Origin of the sequence: Candidatus Photodesmus anomalopis, from assembly GCF_000731785.2 — a bacterium.
GTDB classification, from domain to species: domain Bacteria; phylum Pseudomonadota; class Gammaproteobacteria; order Enterobacterales; family Vibrionaceae; genus Vibrio; species Vibrio anomalopis.
Map to the genome: position 1 here is coordinate 39,599 of NZ_JGVJ01000010.1, position 15,992 is coordinate 55,590.

The window sequence follows — 15,992 nt, forward strand, 5'->3', positions numbered from 1 at the left end:
AATCCTCCAAGATTAATTAAACTTTATCTATCAATAGTCCTGATGAGTAATGAGTTGCTTGGTTTTTTAAGTTTCGTATTATCTCTAGCATTTCTTCTCCAGGTATTTGACGAATAACATTGCCGGTGCTAGCTTCGTAAACGGTAACTACGTTTCTTTTGGATGTTTCATCAATACGAAAAGATAAAAAAGTACCTATAAAGGAAATGAATTCATTCATTTGTTCTAGCATTTTGCTATATTCTTCTGTTGGAATCTTGGCTATATTTTGAACTACTTTAGAACTTTCTTCATTAGTGATCCTCTCTGAATTTTCATACAAACCAATGTTGTTATGTGAGTTGTATGAAAATTCAATGCCGGTTTTTTCTATGTAAGGTGATTTTATCGATGTATGATAGGACAAAGTTTCCATAACAATTTCCTTACTTCATAGTTGCTAGGTTTTATTGACCTAGTAAGCTTTTAGTTTCCTAAACTATGATCAAAAATAATTGAAAAACAAGAATTTTCTTTAATTTTTAGAATAATTTACAGCATTTAGTATAGTATAATATAAATTATATATTACATTCTTTATTAACTACGAATAAAATCTGCTCAATAACAGATTAATTTTATATTCGTTGATAAAAGTTATAGTTTGTTTATTCCATCTAACTTTAACAGATACTTTAATATTTTCAATTTATTACTCAATGTCAACAGAAAAATGTTTTTTTCTGTTGTAGCGTATTGTTTTTAGAATTGTTCTTTATTGAGTCATTTTTTGATTTTATACATAATATGTTTTCATCATTTACTGGAAAGCATAATATATATTGTGACGGTACTTAAAAATTCTTTGAGTACTAAGCATGTGCTATTCTGATTTTAATTGCATTCAAATAGAATATAGGTACTTGAACGGAGATGATAAAATGGCAAGTCGTGGTGTAAATAAGGTTATTTTAATTGGTCATTTAGGTAAGGATCCAGAAACTCGTTACATGCCAAATGGTGCTGCTGTTGTGAGCATTGCAATCGCAACATCCGAATTTTGGCGTGATAAGACAACTGGTGAGCAGCGCGAAAAAACTGAGTGGCATAGAGTGGCATTATTTGGGAAGTTAGCTGAAGTTGGAGGTGAATATTTACGAAAAGGTTCTCAGGTTTATATAGAAGGTCAACTGAAAACCCGTAAGTGGCAAGATCAAAATGGCCAGGATCGTTATACAACAGAAGTTGTTGTTCAAGGTTTTAATGGTGTAATGCAATTCTTAGGAAGTCGTACTCATACGCAATCAACAGATAAAAAACCCTCAGATTCTCAGCAATCTTTTCATTCTAAATCTCAGGATGATGAAGAATCAGTTGATTTTGATGATGATATCCCATTTTAAACTGGTTTATTTTTTGAGGAATTTAGGTTCGGTAAATAGTCAACTAATTAATATAATTTATCATTCTAGAGTAAATTTTATTGTTTAAGGAAGAAAAGTTTTCACTAACTGCTAGTTAAGATTTTTTTATTTATGTGTATTTTTTATCTCTAACTTTAAATAAATTGCGAAAGAACTAGGTAGATAAAATTACTCTTTCTATATTATGGAATAAGAAAAGCTTTTATGATAAAAATATCAATTGAAAAAAATTAAAACAACATCTTCCCCCAGTTGTATTGCAAGTACTCAATGAAAGTGAAATGCATGGAATTTCTGAGAAATTTGAAACTCATTTTAAAATAATAATAGTGAGTCAGCATTTTTTGGGGAAGCGTTTAAGGAAATTTATGAGCTGTTATGTGATGAATTAGCAAATCATATTCATGCAATATCAATTCAGGTTTATACATTAGAAGAATGGGAATTATGTCAAGGAGTTAGTTCTAGCAGTCCAATGTTCATGGAAAAGGCTAATTTTTATGCAAAGTAAAAAAAATAAGGTTATGCCTATGTTATAAACTTTTGAAACCAAAATTCTAGTTGTTGGGTTTAATATCAGGTTTATGTTAAACTTATTCGCTCTCTAGGCCTTGCTCTTATCCTAAAGATAGAATGGTTGTTTTTAAATATTACGTAAACTATTTTAAATAGCTCTGAAGTAAGGTCTGCATTTATCCATGAAAAGGTTATCAACATTAAAGAATCTTTTTCTTATGGATTAAGGTGAGTAATAAGTATTTATGATTACAATAAAAAAAGGTTTAGATCTTCCTATTTCCGGCAATCCATTACAAGTGATTGATAATGCAAAATGCATCAATAAAGTTGCTTTACTTGGTGAAGAATATATTGGTATGCGTCCTATTATGCATGTTCGTGTTGGAGAAAGGGTAAAAAAAGCTCAAATATTATTTGAAGATAAAAAGAATCCAGGTGTTAAGTTTACTGCACCAGCGAGTGGTAAGGTTATTGAAATTAACCGAGGTGAAAAACGTGTCTTACAGTCTGTAGTAATTAAAGTTCAAGGAAACGAACAGTTTTTTTTTAAAAAATTTAACTCTTCTGAATTAGTTAATTTAGATAGAAACATTATTAAATCTCAATTAGTTGAGTCTGGTCTTTGGACTGCTTTTCGAGCACGTCCATTTAGTAGAATTCCAGAAATTAATTCGTCAACTAAGGCAATTTTTGTTACTGCTATGGATACGAATCCTTTATCAGCAAGGCCTGAATTAATTATTAATGAGCAAAAAGATGCTTTTATTTCAGGTTTAGATATCCTATCTGCATTAACAGAAGGTACGGTTTATGTATGTAAATCTTCTGCTAGTCTTCCTCGATCAAATCAATCTAATGTTCAAGAGCATATCTTTAATGGACCTCATCCATCCGGTCTTGCGGGTACTCATATGCATTTTTTATATCCAGTTAATTTAAAAAATGTAGCTTGGTCTATCAATTACCAAGATGTTATTGCAGTTGGGAAATTATTCTTAACAGGGATATTGTATACTAATCGGGTGATTTCGCTCTCAGGTCCAGGAGTGAATAATCCTCGTCTTATTCGAGCTAGTTTAGGTGTGAATTTAAACGAAATAACTCGTAACGAATTAGTATCTGATGATGTTCGTATAATTTCTGGTTCAGTGTTAACTGGTACACAAGCTTATGGTCCTCATGCTTATTTAGGTCGCTATCATATGCAGGTTTCTGTTCTATGTGAAGATCGAAAGAAAGAATTATTTGGTTGGGCTTCATTTGGTAAAAATAAGTTTTCTATTACTCGTTCTTTTTTAAGTTCGTTTTTTAAAAAACGTTTATTCAGGATGACGACCACTACCAATGGAAGTCATCGTGCTATGGTTCCTATTGGTAACTATGAAAAAGTGATGCCATTAGATATAGAACCAACATTATTGCTTCGTGATTTATGTGTATGTGATACTGATAGTGCTCAACGCCTTGGTATATTAGAGTTAGATGAGGAAGATTTAGCATTATGTACTTTCGTATGTCCTAGCAAATATGAGTATGGTTATTTACTTCGTAAATGTTTAGATATAATTGTCAAGGAAGGATAACACTATGCTTAAAAAAATCCTTGAGGATATTGAACATCATTTTCAATCAAATGGTCAATATCGGAAATGGTTTGCACTTTATGAAGCCATAGCTACATTTTTTTATACTCCAGGTTTAGTTACAAAAAAAAGTTCTCATGTTCGTGATGCTATTGATCTAAAACGTATTATGATTATAGTTTGGATTTCAGTATTACCCGCATTATTTTGGGGAATATATAATGTAGGTGAACAAGCTATTTCTGCTTTACATCATATTTATTCAGAAACTGAACTTGTAGATATTATTGCTAATAATTGGCGCTATTCTTTAACTGAAATGCTAACTGGAACATTGTCTTATGATGCTAGTTGGTTTGATAAAATGTTACTTGGTGCAACTTATTTTTTCCCAATTTACTTAACAGTGTTTATTGTTGGTGGTTTTTGGGAATTATTATTTTGCATAGTGCGTAAGCATGAAGTTAATGAAGGTTTTTTTGTTACTTCAATTTTATTTGCACTTATTCTTCCTCCAACCATATCTTTATACCAGGCTACTTTAGGTATTACTTTTGGTGTTGTTATTGCTAAAGAAATTTTTGGTGGAACCGGACGTAACTTTTTAAATCCAGCATTAGCAGGTCGTGCTTTTTTATTTTTTGCATATCCAGCTCAAATTTCAGGTGATAAAGTATGGGTTGCCGCTGACGGATTCTCTAGTGCAACTGTGCTTAGTCAATGGGCAAAAACAGGTGAAAATACTTTAGTAAATGTAATTACAAATCATTCTATTACTTGGATGGATGCTTTTCTTGGTAAGATATCGGGTTCCATTGGTGAAGTATCAACTTTAGCTCTAATTATAGGTGCAGGTATAATTGTTTTTTCTGGCATTGCTTCATGGAGAATAATTATTGGTGTGATGATTGGTATGATTTTATTATCAACATTATTTAATGTTATTGGTTCAGATACTAATCCGATGTTTAGTATGCCTTGGTATTGGCATTTAGTTTTGGGTGGTTTTGCATTTGGTATGTTTTTCATGGCAACAGATCCTGTATCTGCTTCATTTACTAACAAAGGGAAATGGGCATATGGTTTTTTAATTGGTTCTATGTGTGTAGTAATTCGTGTTATTAATCCAGCTTATCCTGAAGGTATAATGTTAGCTATTTTATTTGCAAATCTATTTTCACCGCTATTTGATCATATTGTGATTGAAAATAATATTAAAAGAAGGTTAGCACGATATGGTAAGTGATAATCAAGGTATAAAAAAAAATCTTTTTGTTATTTTTTTATTAAGTTTTGTATGTTCAATTATTGTATCGTCAATTTCTGTTGGATTGCGTGATAAACAAAAAGCAAATGCATTATTAGACCAGCAAAGCAAGATTATTGAGCTTGCTGGTCTTGATGTTTCAGATAAAAAAATTTCCGAAGTTTTTTCTCAGTATATTGAGCCCCGTTTAATTGACTTCGATTCTGGAAGTTTTGTTGATGGTGATGCAATGGTTTATGATCAACGAAAAGCAGCAAAAAACAATTCACAATCTATTAAGCTTACATCTAAACAAGATGTGGCTAAGATTTTTCGTCGAGCTAATATTGGTGTTGTGTATTTAGTTAAGAATTTTGATAAAGTATCTAAAATTATTATTCCTGTTCATGGTAGCGGTTTATGGTCAATGATGTATGCGTTTATTGCGGTAAATATGGATGGAAATACTATTTCTGGTATTACTTATTATGAACAAAAAGAAACTCCAGGTCTTGGTGGTGAAGTAGAAAACCCAATATGGTCTTCTCAATTTATAGGTAAAAAGTTATTTAATGAAAATAATGAACCTGCAATAAGACTTATTCATAGTAGCAATGAAAAATATGATTCTAATCATAGTGTTGATGGTCTTTCAGGGGCAACATTAACTAGTAATGGAGTGCAGAATACATTTGACTTTTGGCTAGGTAACATGGGTTTTGGTCCTTTTTTATCAAAGGTTCGTCAAGGAGCTATTAATCGATGATTTATTCTAAAGAAAATATAAAAAAGAAAGCATTAATAAACCCTATATTAGATGAGAATCCTATCGCACTACAAATCCTTGGAGTATGTTCTGCTCTTGCAGTAACTACTAAACTAGAAACAGCATTGGTGATGACATTAGCAGTCATCTGTGTCACAGCATTCTCTAGTTTATTTATTTCAATTATTCGTAATTATATTCCTAGCAGTATACGTATTATTATTCAAATGGTTATAATCGCATCTTTAGTGATTGTTGTTGACCAGATAATTAAAGCATATTTGTATAATATTTCTAAGCAGTTATCAGTTTTTGTTGGTTTAATAATTACCAATTGTATTGTCATGGGTCGTGCTGAGGCTTTCGCTATGAAATACGATCCAATAGCTTCCTTTCTTGATGGTATTGGCAATGGTTTAGGATATGGTTTCATCCTTATTACTATTAGTTTTTTTCGAGAGTTATTGGGTTCAGGCAAAATTTTTGGTTTTGAATTGTTTCCTTTAGTAAATAATAATGGTTGGTATCAACCAAATGGTTTAATGTTATTAGCACCTTCTGCATTTTTTTTAATTGGTTTTTTAATTTGGATTATTCGAACATTTAGGACGGAACAAATAGAAGGAAATAGGTAATCTAATTATGGAATACTATATTGGCTTATTAGTTAAATCAATTTTTATTGAAAATATGGCTCTTTCTTTTTTCTTAGGCATGTGTACATTTCTTGCTATATCTAAAAAAGTTAAAACAGCTTTTAGTTTAGGTATTACCGTTGTTACGGTATTGACGATTGCTTTACCATTAAACAATTTAATTTATACTTTTATTTTAAAAGAAAATTCATTAATGCAAGGAGTTGATCTTAGTTTTCTTAATTTTATTGTATTCATTGGTGTTATAGCTGCACTTGTACAAATTCTTGAAATGGTAGTAGAACGTTTTTTTCCGTCTTTGTATAACGCTTTAGGTATTTTTTTACCTTTGATTACAGTAAATTGTGCAATTTTTGGTGGTGTATCATTCATGGTAACACGCGATTATAATTTTTTAGAGTCAATCGTTTACGGATTTGGTTCTGGTTTAGGTTGGATGTTGGCTATTTTATCACTTTCAGGTATTCGTGAAAAAATGAAGTATTCTAATGTACCTGATGGTTTACGGGGGTTAGGTATTACATTTATTACAGTAGGTTTGATGTCATTAGGTTTTATGTCTTTTTCAGGTATTCAATTATAAGGTTGAGAAATGATGCAGCATAAGCATAATATTGAGGAATAATACATGGATATTATTCTTGGTGTTTTTGTACTGACTTTTACCGTATCAATATTGGTTTTAGCAATTCTTTTTGCTAGATCTAAGTTAATAATATCAGGTGAAGTCACAATTGCTGTTAATGGTAATTTAAGTAGGAGTTTTGTCACTACTCCAGGTAAAAAACTACTTGCTGCTATGGCTGATAAAGGTATATTTATTTCTTCTGCATGTGGTGGCAGTGGTACTTGCGGTCAATGTCGAATAAAAGTAAAAAGTGGAGGAGGTGCTATTTTACCAACTGAACTTAATCATATTACTAAAAAGAGAGCAAATCATGGAGAACGCCTTGCTTGTCAAGTATCTGTAAAATCAAATATGGATATTGAGCTTCCTGAAGAGATTTTTGGCACTAAAAAGTGGGAATGTACTGTTATTTCCAACGATAATAAAGCGACTTTTATTAAAGAACTTGTGTTAAAAATTCCTGAAGGTGAGAAGATAGAATTTCAGGCAGGTGGCTATATTCAAATTGAATCAGAGCCTCATCATGTTAAATATAGTGATTTTGATATTCCTGAAATATATCGTAGTGATTGGGAAAAACTTGGTTTATTTCGTTATGAATCTATTTTTAATAAAAAAATTGTTCGCGCTTATTCAATGGCTTCATATCCAGAAGAAAAAAACTTGATAAAACTCAATGTACGTATTGCTATTCCACCTTCTTTTCAAGATCTTTCTATTCCGCCAGGTATTATGTCTTCGTACATTTGGTCATTAAAAGTTGGGGATAAGTGCATGATATCTGGTCCATTTGGTCATTTTTTTGCTAAAGACACTGATAATGAAATGATATTCATTGGTGGAGGTGCAGGAATGGCTCCGATGCGTTCACATATTTTCGATCAATTACTAAGACTTAAATCTAAACGTAAAATCACTTATTGGTACGGTGCTCGTTCGAAACGTGAAATGTTTTACATCGAAGAATTTGATGATTTACAAGATAAAAATGATAATTTTTCTTGGCATGTAGCTTTATCTAATCCTCTTCCAGAAGATAATTGGGATGGCTATACAGGTTTTATCCATGAAGTAATTTATGAAAATTACTTAAAATATCATGAAACCCCTGAAGATTGTGAGTATTATATGTGTGGTCCACCAATGATGAATAATGCAGTTATTCGTATGTTACAAGACCTTGGTGTTGAAGATGAGAATATTTTGCTAGATGATTTTGGGGGATAAGTAATAAGCTAGGTTCATTAGTAATTTTAAAGATTGTGTACTTATAAATGGTTTAGGTTATACTTTGTATGTTATTTTCTGTGTTTAATAGAGTTATTTTTTTAAGATCCTGTTTGTTTTTAGCATTGGGATTTTGTTTCTTTGTTTTATTTGCTTCTAAAAAGGAAACAGTTAAACAAAATCATTTAACTGGCTTAACTATGGGAACAATCTACAATATAAAATATCTTGAAATAAAAGGTATTCCAACTTCAGAAAAATTAAGTTTGGAGATCAATACTATTCTTGAGAAAGTTAATAATCAGATGTCAACTTATCGTCAAGACTCTGAATTAACTCAGTTTAATCAGTATCAAGGAACTGCACCATTCCCAGTATCTCATGAAATTACAATTGTAGTAAAAGAGGCCATTCGTTTGAGTAATTTAACGTTAGGGGCATTAGATATAACTGTTGGTCCATTAGTAAATTTATGGGGATTTGGGCCAGAAAATCGCTTAAAGAAGGTACCTACAGATATTGAATTAGCTAAGTATAAAAAAAACATTGGTATTCATAATTTGAGTGTAACTGATTCTACTCTTAGAAAAAAAATACCTAATTTATACATCGATTTATCCACAATCGCTAAGGGTTGGGCTGTCGATTTACTTGCTAATTATATGCAATCTGTTGGAATTGAGAATTACATAGTAGAAGTTGGTGGTGAAATGCATCTGAAAGGGGTAAATCAACAAGGTCAACCTTGGCGAATTGCTATTGAAAAGCCGATTCCAGATCAGCGAATTATTCAAACCATTATTGAACCGGGTAATACAGCTGTTTCAACATCAGGAGATTATCGCAATTATTTTAAGCATAATGGTGTTTATTATTCTCATATTATCAATCCAGAAACAGGACAACCTATTGAAAATAATATTGCATCTGTTACTGTCTTTGATAAGTCATCAATGACTGCCGATGGTTTGTCTACTGCTTTAATGGTCCTAGGAAAAGATAAGGGAATGGAGCTAGCAAATCAGTACAAAATTCCAGTATATATGATTATTAAAACAAAAAATGGTTTTATGGAACTAGCTTCTAATGCATATAAGTCATCTATTATGAATATTTAGAGATATGTTTTATATGAGTACATTTATCTTTGCTTTTTTTTCTTTCTTAATTGTAATGTTTTCAATGTCTATAGGTTATATTTTTAAAAAAAAGGCAATCAAAAGTAGTTGCAGTCAGTTAGCTTCTATAAGTTTAAATGGTATATGTAGTTGTAATAAACCATGTGATGATAATAAAAATTCTTTAGGATTAGATAATGTTTAGTAATTTTTATCTTGATGTGTGTCTTTATATAAAGAATATTATTGATAGATTAAGTATTTATGAAATGTATAATTTAATTATACTTAGAGTAAGTAAGTATTGTTTATTTAAGCAAAGAATTATAAATGGAATACACTATGAGATGGTATTTTATGACTTATTTTAAAAGTATTAGAAATGATTAGTCGTTGGTGTAAACGGTTTTCTTCCGATCCCCATGCAGTTAGCCTAGCAGCTATTTTATTATTTGGTTTTATTACGATTTATTTTTTCGGAAGTTTAATTGCCCCTTTTCTAGTAGCCATAGTCATTGCTTATTTGCTCGAATGGTTGGTTAATAAACTCACCAGATTAGGTATTTGTCGTATTATATCTGTTATTTTAGTGACTCTAAGTTTTTCAAGTTTAATGTTTCTAGCAGTATTTGTTTTGATACCTACTATTTGGGAACAAGTTATAAATTTGATTAATGATATACCCAACATGTATTTAGGATTACAAAATTTTATTTCTTCTATACCAAAATATTATCCAGAATTAGAAAGTTTACATATTATGGAACTTTTAGTAATCAATATTAAAAATCAAGTTATTGGTTTTAGTGAAAATGTCTTAAAAAAATCACTTGCATCTTTAGTGAGTATCGTAACATTAGCAGTTTATTTTATTTTGGTACCGATTCTGGTGTTTTTTTTATTAAAAGATAAGAAAGAGATGATTGATATAGCTAGTTATTTACTACCAAAAAATAGAAAACTAGCTAATCAAGTTTGGTATGAAATGAATAAACAAATTTCTAACTATATTCGCGGTAAAGTTCTAGAAATTCTTATTGTTGGTGTTGTTAGTTATGTTACTTTGATAATATTAAATGTTCGCTATTCTGTTTTATTGTCTGTTACAATTGGACTTTCAGTATTGATTCCTTACATCGGTGCAGCTGTAGCGACTATTCCAGTAGCAATTGTTGGGCTTTTTCAGTGGGGATTAACTTCTCAATTTTACTGGTTAATGTTTGCGTATGCTGTAATTCAAGTATTAGATGGGAATGTTTTAGTTCCAATTTTGTTTTCTGAGGCAGTGAACTTGCATCCAGTAGCAATTATTATTGCTATTCTCATATTTGGAGGTTGTTATGGTTTTTGGGGAGTGTTTTTTGCAATTCCGCTAGCAACTTTAGTAAAAGCAGTTTGGAATGTATTGCCAAATTATGAATATGAAGAACAATCTTTTTTACAGGATTAATAGTAAAAAATATGTTTTTAATCTTACAATCAGTTTTTTACAATGGAAGAGAAAATGCAATTAGCTAGGAATTGAGAAAAACGATGTCCGTTGTTCTCGAGCATTTTAGGAAACATTGAGGTAGATGTCATTCCAGGGAAAGTATTGACTTCATTTAAGTAGATCTTGTTATCTTTTGTTAAAAAGAAATCTAGACGTGATAAGTGTTTTAGTTTCATTTGAATAAAAATTTTTCGAGCGTTATTAGATATAATTTTTTTCTGTTTTATTGTTAAATTTGATGCTTCAATCTTGGTAATAGACTTGCTGTCTTGATTGTATTTTTCTTTGTATGAATAAAAATTATTATCTGGTGTAAGAATTTCTCCTGGTTTTGAAATATAAAGTTTTCCATTAAATTCATAGGCTGATACTTCCAATTCTCTTGATTGTAGTGCTTTTTCAATTAATACTTGGTCTGAATAAGTGAATGCTAAGTTGATAAATTTCCCTATTTCTTTAATATTAGTCACCTTATAACATCCAATAGAAGATCCCTGCTTAGCAGCTTTTACAAAAACTTTACCCCAACGTTTAAATGCTATTTCTCCTTGTTTAATAGATATTTTGCTATTTTTGCAAAGGAATATATATGGAGTATTGGGAATACCCAATGCATTATACCAAAGTTTAGATGTTATTTTATTAAAACTATTAATGCTAGCTTCTGGTCCGCAACCTAAATAAGGAATTTTAGCTAGTTCAAGCATAGACTGAATATCACCTGTTTCACCAGGATAGCCATGTATACATGGGATAATAAAGTCTATTTTAATTGGATCAAGTTTGTTGCTATATAATTCAGCTTTATTAAAATCCAAGTATACCCTATCTTCATTATCATCATACCAGTTATTTGATTGAATTCTTATACGAATCACAAAGAATGAAGGTGTTAGTTTCAGTTGAGTTTGTAGATAATTGGCAGACATACGAGATACTGCATGTTCTGATTGATTTCCACCGTAAAGTAGAAGGACAGTTATTTTGCTCATTAGGAGTTTATTCCAGTGTATGCTGTGTGTTTGTAAAAGAGATTTGTAAAATTTTATATATAAAAATATCTTACTTTAAAATTTAATAAAGGCTTATTCTAATTTGTTAGTAGTTAAACATTTTTAATGTCATAAATACATGCTTTTTTCATTGCGTTAGATACAATAGGGCGGGCCTTTTTAGATAATTGTGTTAGTGGTGATCGCAGTTTACTTGTAGAAATTAAACCTATTTTATAGGCTGCCCATTTTACAGCAATTGGGTTTGACTCTATAAATAAACTGTGATTCAGTGGCATTAGACGTTTATTTATAGTATTAGCTTGTTCAAATTGGCCTTTTTTTGCTAAGTCACACATTTTAGCCATATCTTTAGCTGCAACATTGCTAGTAACAGAAATAACACCTTGTCCACCTCGTTGAATAAATTGCAAAGCTGAACTATCATCGCCACTTAGCAAAATAAAATTTTTCCCGCAAAGTTTATGATGTATTTCAATTCTATCTAGATCACCTGTTGCGTCTTTAAGGGCAACTATATTCTTAATTTTAGCAAGACGAGCAACAGTTTTTGGTAAAAGATCAACTCCAGTTCGAATAGGAACGTTATATAATATCTGTGGTATATCTGTTGCTTCAGCAATTATTTTATAGTGCTGATATAATCCCTCTTGAGTTGGTCTATTATAGTAAGGTGTTACGCTTAGACATGCAGCAATGTTTGTATTATTTAGCAGTTGATTCAAGGCGATTGATTTATGAGTTGAATTTGTTCCAGTTCCAGCAATAATAGGAATACGGTCATCAGCAAATTCAATAGCTTTATTGATAATTTTAATCTGTTCTTCTAAAGTTAATGTTACAGATTCTCCAGTTGTACCCGTAACCACTATAGCATCAGTTCCAGATTTCACATGATAATCTATTAGTATTTTCAAGCTAATAAAATCTATCCCACCGTTTGGATCAAGTGGTGTAATTAATGCCACTATGCTTCCTGAAAACATAATTTATACCATGTTAGTAAGAATTAAATTCTTTTAGTTTAGCTTAATAAAAACAAGTATTTTAAAATTAATTTAAATAATTATTATCAAATTGATCTTTATCAAAAATCATAGATTCATTATAGTTCAAGCTGATTTTATTAAATGTCAAAGTGATTATTAAATTTAAGGTTTTTTATAGTTTATAAAATATAGTTAGACTAATTAAGGCTTAATAAGTTTGCAAACTAAAACCTGACTTTTATTCTAAATGTTTTAATGTCTTAAAACAATACTTAAATGATATGGGGATATGGATGAATACATTAATAGCAAGTATGTTAGCTCCAAAGTTTTCTTTGTTAAACCAATATGGAAAAGTAGTGACTCTATCTAATTTTCTAGGAAAAAAAGTCTTGTGTTATTTTTACCCTAAAGCTATGACTTCTGGTTGTACATTACAAGCACAAGGTATGCGTGATAGTAAATCAGAGTTAGATAGATATAATGTAGTAATCTTAGGTATTAGTACTGATTCTGTAAAACGTTTACGGAAGTTCTTCGATTGCCAAAATCTAAATTTTACTTTACTTTCTGATGAAAATCATATTGTTTCAGAACAATTTGGTGTTTGGGGTCAGAAAAAATTTATGGGTAAAAGTTATTATGGATTACACAGATTTAGTTTTTTACTTAATGAAGTAGGAATAATTGAATATGTATTTAGTAAATTTAAGACTAAAGAACACCATACGATAGTATTAAATTATTTAAAACAAAAAAGATAATTGGAAAAACTAGTTTTTTTTTCGAAAAGATTAGTAATCACGTGCATTTTATTAAAATTATAGTTAGAGTTAATTTTATTAGAAATTTGAGGGTAAACTATGTCTATACGTAAAATAACGGACCTGGAATTAGCAGGTAAACGTGTTTTAATCCGATCTGACTTAAATGTTCCAATTAAAGATGGCCAAGTAGTTTCTGATGTGAGAATTCTTGCATCTTTGCCTACTATTGAGCATTGTCTTCATGCTGGTGCTAAAGTAATGGTTACTTCTCATTTAGGGCGTCCGACTGAAGGTGAGTATGATGAACTATTTTCATTATCTCCTGTTGTTGCTTGCTTAAGTAGAATATTTAATAGAAAAGTGAGTTTAGTTAAGGATTATATAAATGGTTTATATTTAAATTCAGGTGAATTGGTTGTTCTTGAAAATGTTCGTTTTAATAGCGGTGAACAATCTAATGAAAAGCAATTATCTAAAAAGTATGCCGCGTTATGTGATATCTTCGTAATGGATGCATTCGGTGCTGCTCATCGCGCTCAAGCATCAACTTATGGTGTAGGCATAGAAGCTCCTATTTCTTGTGCTGGGCTTTTATTATCAGCTGAATTAGATGCATTAAGTAAAGCAATGGCTTCTCCTGAACGTCCACTTGTTGCTATTGTAGGTGGTTCTAAAGTGTCTAGTAAACTTAGTATTCTTGAAAAATTATCTCAAATAGCAGATTATTTAATTGTTGGAGGAGGGATCGCAAATACTTTTATTTCAGCTTCTGGTTACAATATAGGTAAATCATTATATGAAGTAGATTTGGTTAAAACAGCTAAAAAAATAATGAGAAATTCTTCTATACCAATAGCGACTGATGTAGCCTGTGCAAAAGTATTTGATGAAAATGCTAAAGCGGAGATTAAAAGTCTTATTGATGTTCAAGATGATGATATGATTTTTGATTTAGGACCTAATTCAATATCTAATCTTATTGAAATTATTAGTAAAGCAAAAACTATTCTTTGGAATGGTCCTGTAGGGGTCTTTGAATTTAAGAATTTTTCATCTGGTACAATCGCTGTTTCTAAAGCAATTGCTAAATCTTCAGCTTTTTCTTTAGCAGGTGGGGGTGATACTATAGCAGCTATTGATAAGTTTGGAATTAAATCTGATATTTCATATATTTCAACTGGCGGTGGTGCGTTTCTTGAATTTGTTGAAGGTAAATCTTTACCGGTTTTAGATATGCTTCAGGAGCGTGCTTTATGAGTAATTAAATTAAATTATTATTTAATAAGGTTTTATTATAATTTAACCAGTATTATATGTTTTCTTCCAATTTAAAAATTAAGTGTGTATTATTTTTTCTTGACTTAACTATGAGTTATTTGAATCTAAATACTTTCTTATTTTAAATTGATTTGGCATAGTTATCAATTTTAAAAAAATAGCAGATGTGTAAATAGGATTAGTCTATGTCTAAAATTTTCGATTTTATAAAACCTGGTGTAATTTTTGGTGATGATGTAGAGACAATATTTAAAATTGCAAAAGAAAATCAGTTTGCTCTTCCTGCTGTAAATGTAATTGGAACAGATTCTGTTAATGCTGTACTTGAAGCTGCTGCCAAAGTACGCTCCCCCGTTATTATTCAATTTTCTAGTAGCGGTGCTGCTTTTTTTATTGGGAAAGGAATCAAACTCCAAAATCACGAAGCTCAGATTCTTGGTGCTATAGCCGGAGCTAAGTATATCCATTCTGCTGCTGAAGTATACGGTATTCCAGTTATATTGCATACTGATCATGCTACTAAAACGCTTCTACCTTGGATTGATGGGTTACTAGATGCTGGCGAATGTTTTTTTAAACAAATGAATAAGCCTTTGTTTTCTTCTCATATGTTAGATCTTTCCCAAGAGTCTCTGAAGGAAAATATTGCAGTTTGTTCTAAATACTTAAAACGTATGGCTAAAATTGGCATGTCAATTGAAATTGAACTTGGTTGTACTGGTGGAGAAGAAGATGGTATTGATAATACTAATATTAATAAACTTGAACTTTATACTTCTCCAGAAGATGTAGCCTATGCATATGAAAAATTAAGCTGTATTAGTTCACGTTTTACTATTGCTGCTTCTTTCGGTAATGTTCATGGTGTTTATAAATTAGGTAATGTTGTTTTAACTCCATCTATTCTTAAAGACTCTCAAATTTATTGTGCAAAAAAATTTGGTCTCTCCCCTAATTTTTTAAATTTTGTATTCCATGGCGGTTCAGGTTCTACTAAAGATGATATCCAAGAATCTATTAGTTATGGTGTTGTAAAAATGAACATTGATACTGATACACAATGGGCAACTTGGAACGGTATTCGAATGTATGAATTAAAATATCGTAAGTATTTACAAAATCAAATAGGTAGTTCAACTTGTTCATTTTCTCCAAATAAAAAATATTACGATCCTCGTGTTTGGTTACGTGCTGGACAAATTTCTATGGTTTCTCGTCTTGAACAGGCTTTTTCTGATTTAAATGCGATCAATGTGCTATGAAGCTTCTATCTTTAAATTTGTCTGTAAGTTCTTTTATTTAATTAA

The 15,992-nt window shown here is 30.7% G+C and carries 17 protein-coding genes; 14 read left to right on the forward strand and 3 right to left on the reverse strand.

Going from position 1 to position 15,992, the window contains the following annotated elements; genetic code table 11:
• Positions 1-16: 16 nt before the first annotated feature.
• Positions 17-415, reverse strand: a complete 399-nt coding sequence (locus tag CF66_RS00875) for a flagellar protein FlaG (protein WP_016503693.1) — start codon at positions 413-415, stop codon at positions 17-19.
• 574 nt (positions 416-989) lie between these two features.
• On the opposite strand from CF66_RS00875, the gene ssb reads away from it, so the two are divergent.
• The 11 genes from ssb to CF66_RS00930 all read left to right on the forward strand — a co-directional run bounded on the left by ssb (position 990) and on the right by CF66_RS00930 (position 10,596).
• Positions 990-1,382 (forward strand): single-stranded DNA-binding protein, encoded by a 393-nt coding sequence (gene ssb, locus CF66_RS00880; protein ID WP_420887549.1) that lies wholly within the window; start codon positions 990-992, stop codon positions 1,380-1,382.
• Positions 1,383-1,684: 302 nt separating this feature from the next.
• A complete protein-coding gene (locus CF66_RS04710) occupies positions 1,685-1,795 on the forward strand; it encodes a hypothetical protein (protein WP_420887239.1) in 111 nt (36 codons plus the stop codon).
• A 369-nt stretch (positions 1,796-2,164) separates the two neighbouring features.
• Positions 2,165-3,505, forward strand: a complete 1,341-nt coding sequence (locus CF66_RS00890) for a Na(+)-translocating NADH-quinone reductase subunit A (protein WP_034411245.1) — start codon at positions 2,165-2,167, stop codon at positions 3,503-3,505.
• A gap of 4 nt (positions 3,506-3,509) precedes the next feature.
• A complete protein-coding gene (locus CF66_RS00895; RefSeq protein WP_016503690.1) occupies positions 3,510-4,751 on the forward strand; it encodes an NADH:ubiquinone reductase (Na(+)-transporting) subunit B in 1,242 nt (413 codons plus the stop codon).
• A complete protein-coding gene (locus CF66_RS00900; RefSeq protein WP_034411247.1) occupies positions 4,741-5,517 on the forward strand; it encodes a Na(+)-translocating NADH-quinone reductase subunit C in 777 nt (258 codons plus the stop codon). Before CF66_RS00895 ends, CF66_RS00900 begins: the two co-directional genes overlap by 11 nt.
• Complete coding sequence (locus tag CF66_RS00905) at positions 5,514-6,152, forward strand: NADH:ubiquinone reductase (Na(+)-transporting) subunit D (RefSeq protein ID WP_016503688.1); 639 nt, start codon at positions 5,514-5,516, stop codon at positions 6,150-6,152. Before CF66_RS00900 ends, CF66_RS00905 begins: the two co-directional genes overlap by 4 nt.
• A gap of 7 nt (positions 6,153-6,159) precedes the next feature.
• Positions 6,160-6,756 (forward strand): NADH:ubiquinone reductase (Na(+)-transporting) subunit E, encoded by a 597-nt coding sequence (gene nqrE / locus CF66_RS00910; protein ID WP_016503687.1) that lies wholly within the window; start codon positions 6,160-6,162, stop codon positions 6,754-6,756.
• Between the two features lie 45 nt (positions 6,757-6,801).
• Entirely contained in the window at positions 6,802-8,028 is a 1,227-nt protein-coding gene (gene nqrF, locus CF66_RS00915) for an NADH:ubiquinone reductase (Na(+)-transporting) subunit F (RefSeq protein ID WP_016503686.1), read from the forward strand.
• A 68-nt stretch (positions 8,029-8,096) separates the two neighbouring features.
• Positions 8,097-9,146 carry an FAD:protein FMN transferase gene (locus CF66_RS00920; RefSeq protein WP_016503685.1) on the forward strand — a complete coding sequence of 350 codons (1,050 nt, stop codon included), beginning with the start codon at positions 8,097-8,099 and terminating at the stop codon, positions 9,144-9,146.
• A gap of 13 nt (positions 9,147-9,159) precedes the next feature.
• A complete protein-coding gene (gene nqrM / locus CF66_RS00925; RefSeq protein ID WP_034411250.1) occupies positions 9,160-9,351 on the forward strand; it encodes a (Na+)-NQR maturation NqrM in 192 nt (63 codons plus the stop codon).
• A 177-nt stretch (positions 9,352-9,528) separates the two neighbouring features.
• On the forward strand, positions 9,529-10,596 hold the full coding sequence (locus CF66_RS00930; RefSeq protein ID WP_034411252.1) for an AI-2E family transporter: 1,068 nt from the start codon (positions 9,529-9,531) through the stop codon (positions 10,594-10,596).
• 29 nt (positions 10,597-10,625) lie between these two features.
• Here CF66_RS00930 and CF66_RS00935 read toward each other — a convergent pair whose 3' ends face one another.
• Together CF66_RS00935 and dapA are read right to left on the reverse strand one after the other, a co-directional pair.
• Positions 10,626-11,630, reverse strand: a complete 1,005-nt coding sequence (locus CF66_RS00935) for a D-alanine--D-alanine ligase (protein WP_016503683.1) — start codon at positions 11,628-11,630, stop codon at positions 10,626-10,628.
• A 113-nt stretch (positions 11,631-11,743) separates the two neighbouring features.
• Complete coding sequence (dapA, locus tag CF66_RS00940; RefSeq protein WP_034411254.1) at positions 11,744-12,637, reverse strand: 4-hydroxy-tetrahydrodipicolinate synthase; 894 nt, start codon at positions 12,635-12,637, stop codon at positions 11,744-11,746.
• A gap of 296 nt (positions 12,638-12,933) precedes the next feature.
• Between dapA and bcp the strand changes: the two genes are divergently transcribed.
• From bcp to fbaA, 3 genes are all read left to right on the forward strand, one after another.
• Positions 12,934-13,404: a thioredoxin-dependent thiol peroxidase gene (gene bcp, locus CF66_RS00945; protein ID WP_016503681.1), complete on the forward strand. Its 471-nt coding sequence runs from the start codon at positions 12,934-12,936 to the stop codon at positions 13,402-13,404.
• A 99-nt stretch (positions 13,405-13,503) separates the two neighbouring features.
• Positions 13,504-14,664, forward strand: a complete 1,161-nt coding sequence (locus CF66_RS00950; protein WP_016503680.1) for a phosphoglycerate kinase — start codon at positions 13,504-13,506, stop codon at positions 14,662-14,664.
• Positions 14,665-14,870: 206 nt separating this feature from the next.
• A complete protein-coding gene (gene fbaA, locus CF66_RS00955; RefSeq protein WP_016503679.1) occupies positions 14,871-15,947 on the forward strand; it encodes a class II fructose-bisphosphate aldolase in 1,077 nt (358 codons plus the stop codon).
• Positions 15,948-15,992 lie beyond the last annotated feature (45 nt).

Excerpts from the sequence above, each read along its gene's own strand:
- CF66_RS00875 (WP_016503693.1), bottom strand. The coding sequence starts at position 415 with ATGGAAACTTTGTCCTATCATACATCGATAAAATCACCTTACATAGAA.
- ssb (WP_420887549.1), top strand. The coding sequence starts at position 990 with ATGCCAAATGGTGCTGCTGTTGTGAGCATTGCAATCGCAACATCCGAA.
- CF66_RS04710 (WP_420887239.1), top strand. The coding sequence starts at position 1,685 with ATGCATGGAATTTCTGAGAAATTTGAAACTCATTTTAAAATAATAATA.
- CF66_RS00890 (WP_034411245.1), top strand. The coding sequence starts at position 2,165 with ATGATTACAATAAAAAAAGGTTTAGATCTTCCTATTTCCGGCAATCCA.
- CF66_RS00895 (WP_016503690.1), top strand. The coding sequence starts at position 3,510 with ATGCTTAAAAAAATCCTTGAGGATATTGAACATCATTTTCAATCAAAT.
- CF66_RS00900 (WP_034411247.1), top strand. The coding sequence starts at position 4,741 with ATGGTAAGTGATAATCAAGGTATAAAAAAAAATCTTTTTGTTATTTTT.
- CF66_RS00905 (WP_016503688.1), top strand. The coding sequence starts at position 5,514 with ATGATTTATTCTAAAGAAAATATAAAAAAGAAAGCATTAATAAACCCT.
- nqrE (WP_016503687.1), top strand. The coding sequence starts at position 6,160 with ATGGAATACTATATTGGCTTATTAGTTAAATCAATTTTTATTGAAAAT.
- nqrF (WP_016503686.1), top strand. The coding sequence starts at position 6,802 with ATGGATATTATTCTTGGTGTTTTTGTACTGACTTTTACCGTATCAATA.
- CF66_RS00920 (WP_016503685.1), top strand. The coding sequence starts at position 8,097 with ATGTTATTTTCTGTGTTTAATAGAGTTATTTTTTTAAGATCCTGTTTG.
- nqrM (WP_034411250.1), top strand. The coding sequence starts at position 9,160 with ATGAGTACATTTATCTTTGCTTTTTTTTCTTTCTTAATTGTAATGTTT.
- CF66_RS00930 (WP_034411252.1), top strand. The coding sequence starts at position 9,529 with ATGATTAGTCGTTGGTGTAAACGGTTTTCTTCCGATCCCCATGCAGTT.
- CF66_RS00935 (WP_016503683.1), bottom strand. The coding sequence starts at position 11,630 with ATGAGCAAAATAACTGTCCTTCTACTTTACGGTGGAAATCAATCAGAA.
- dapA (WP_034411254.1), bottom strand. The coding sequence starts at position 12,637 with ATGTTTTCAGGAAGCATAGTGGCATTAATTACACCACTTGATCCAAAC.
- bcp (WP_016503681.1), top strand. The coding sequence starts at position 12,934 with ATGAATACATTAATAGCAAGTATGTTAGCTCCAAAGTTTTCTTTGTTA.
- CF66_RS00950 (WP_016503680.1), top strand. The coding sequence starts at position 13,504 with ATGTCTATACGTAAAATAACGGACCTGGAATTAGCAGGTAAACGTGTT.
- fbaA (WP_016503679.1), top strand. The coding sequence starts at position 14,871 with ATGTCTAAAATTTTCGATTTTATAAAACCTGGTGTAATTTTTGGTGAT.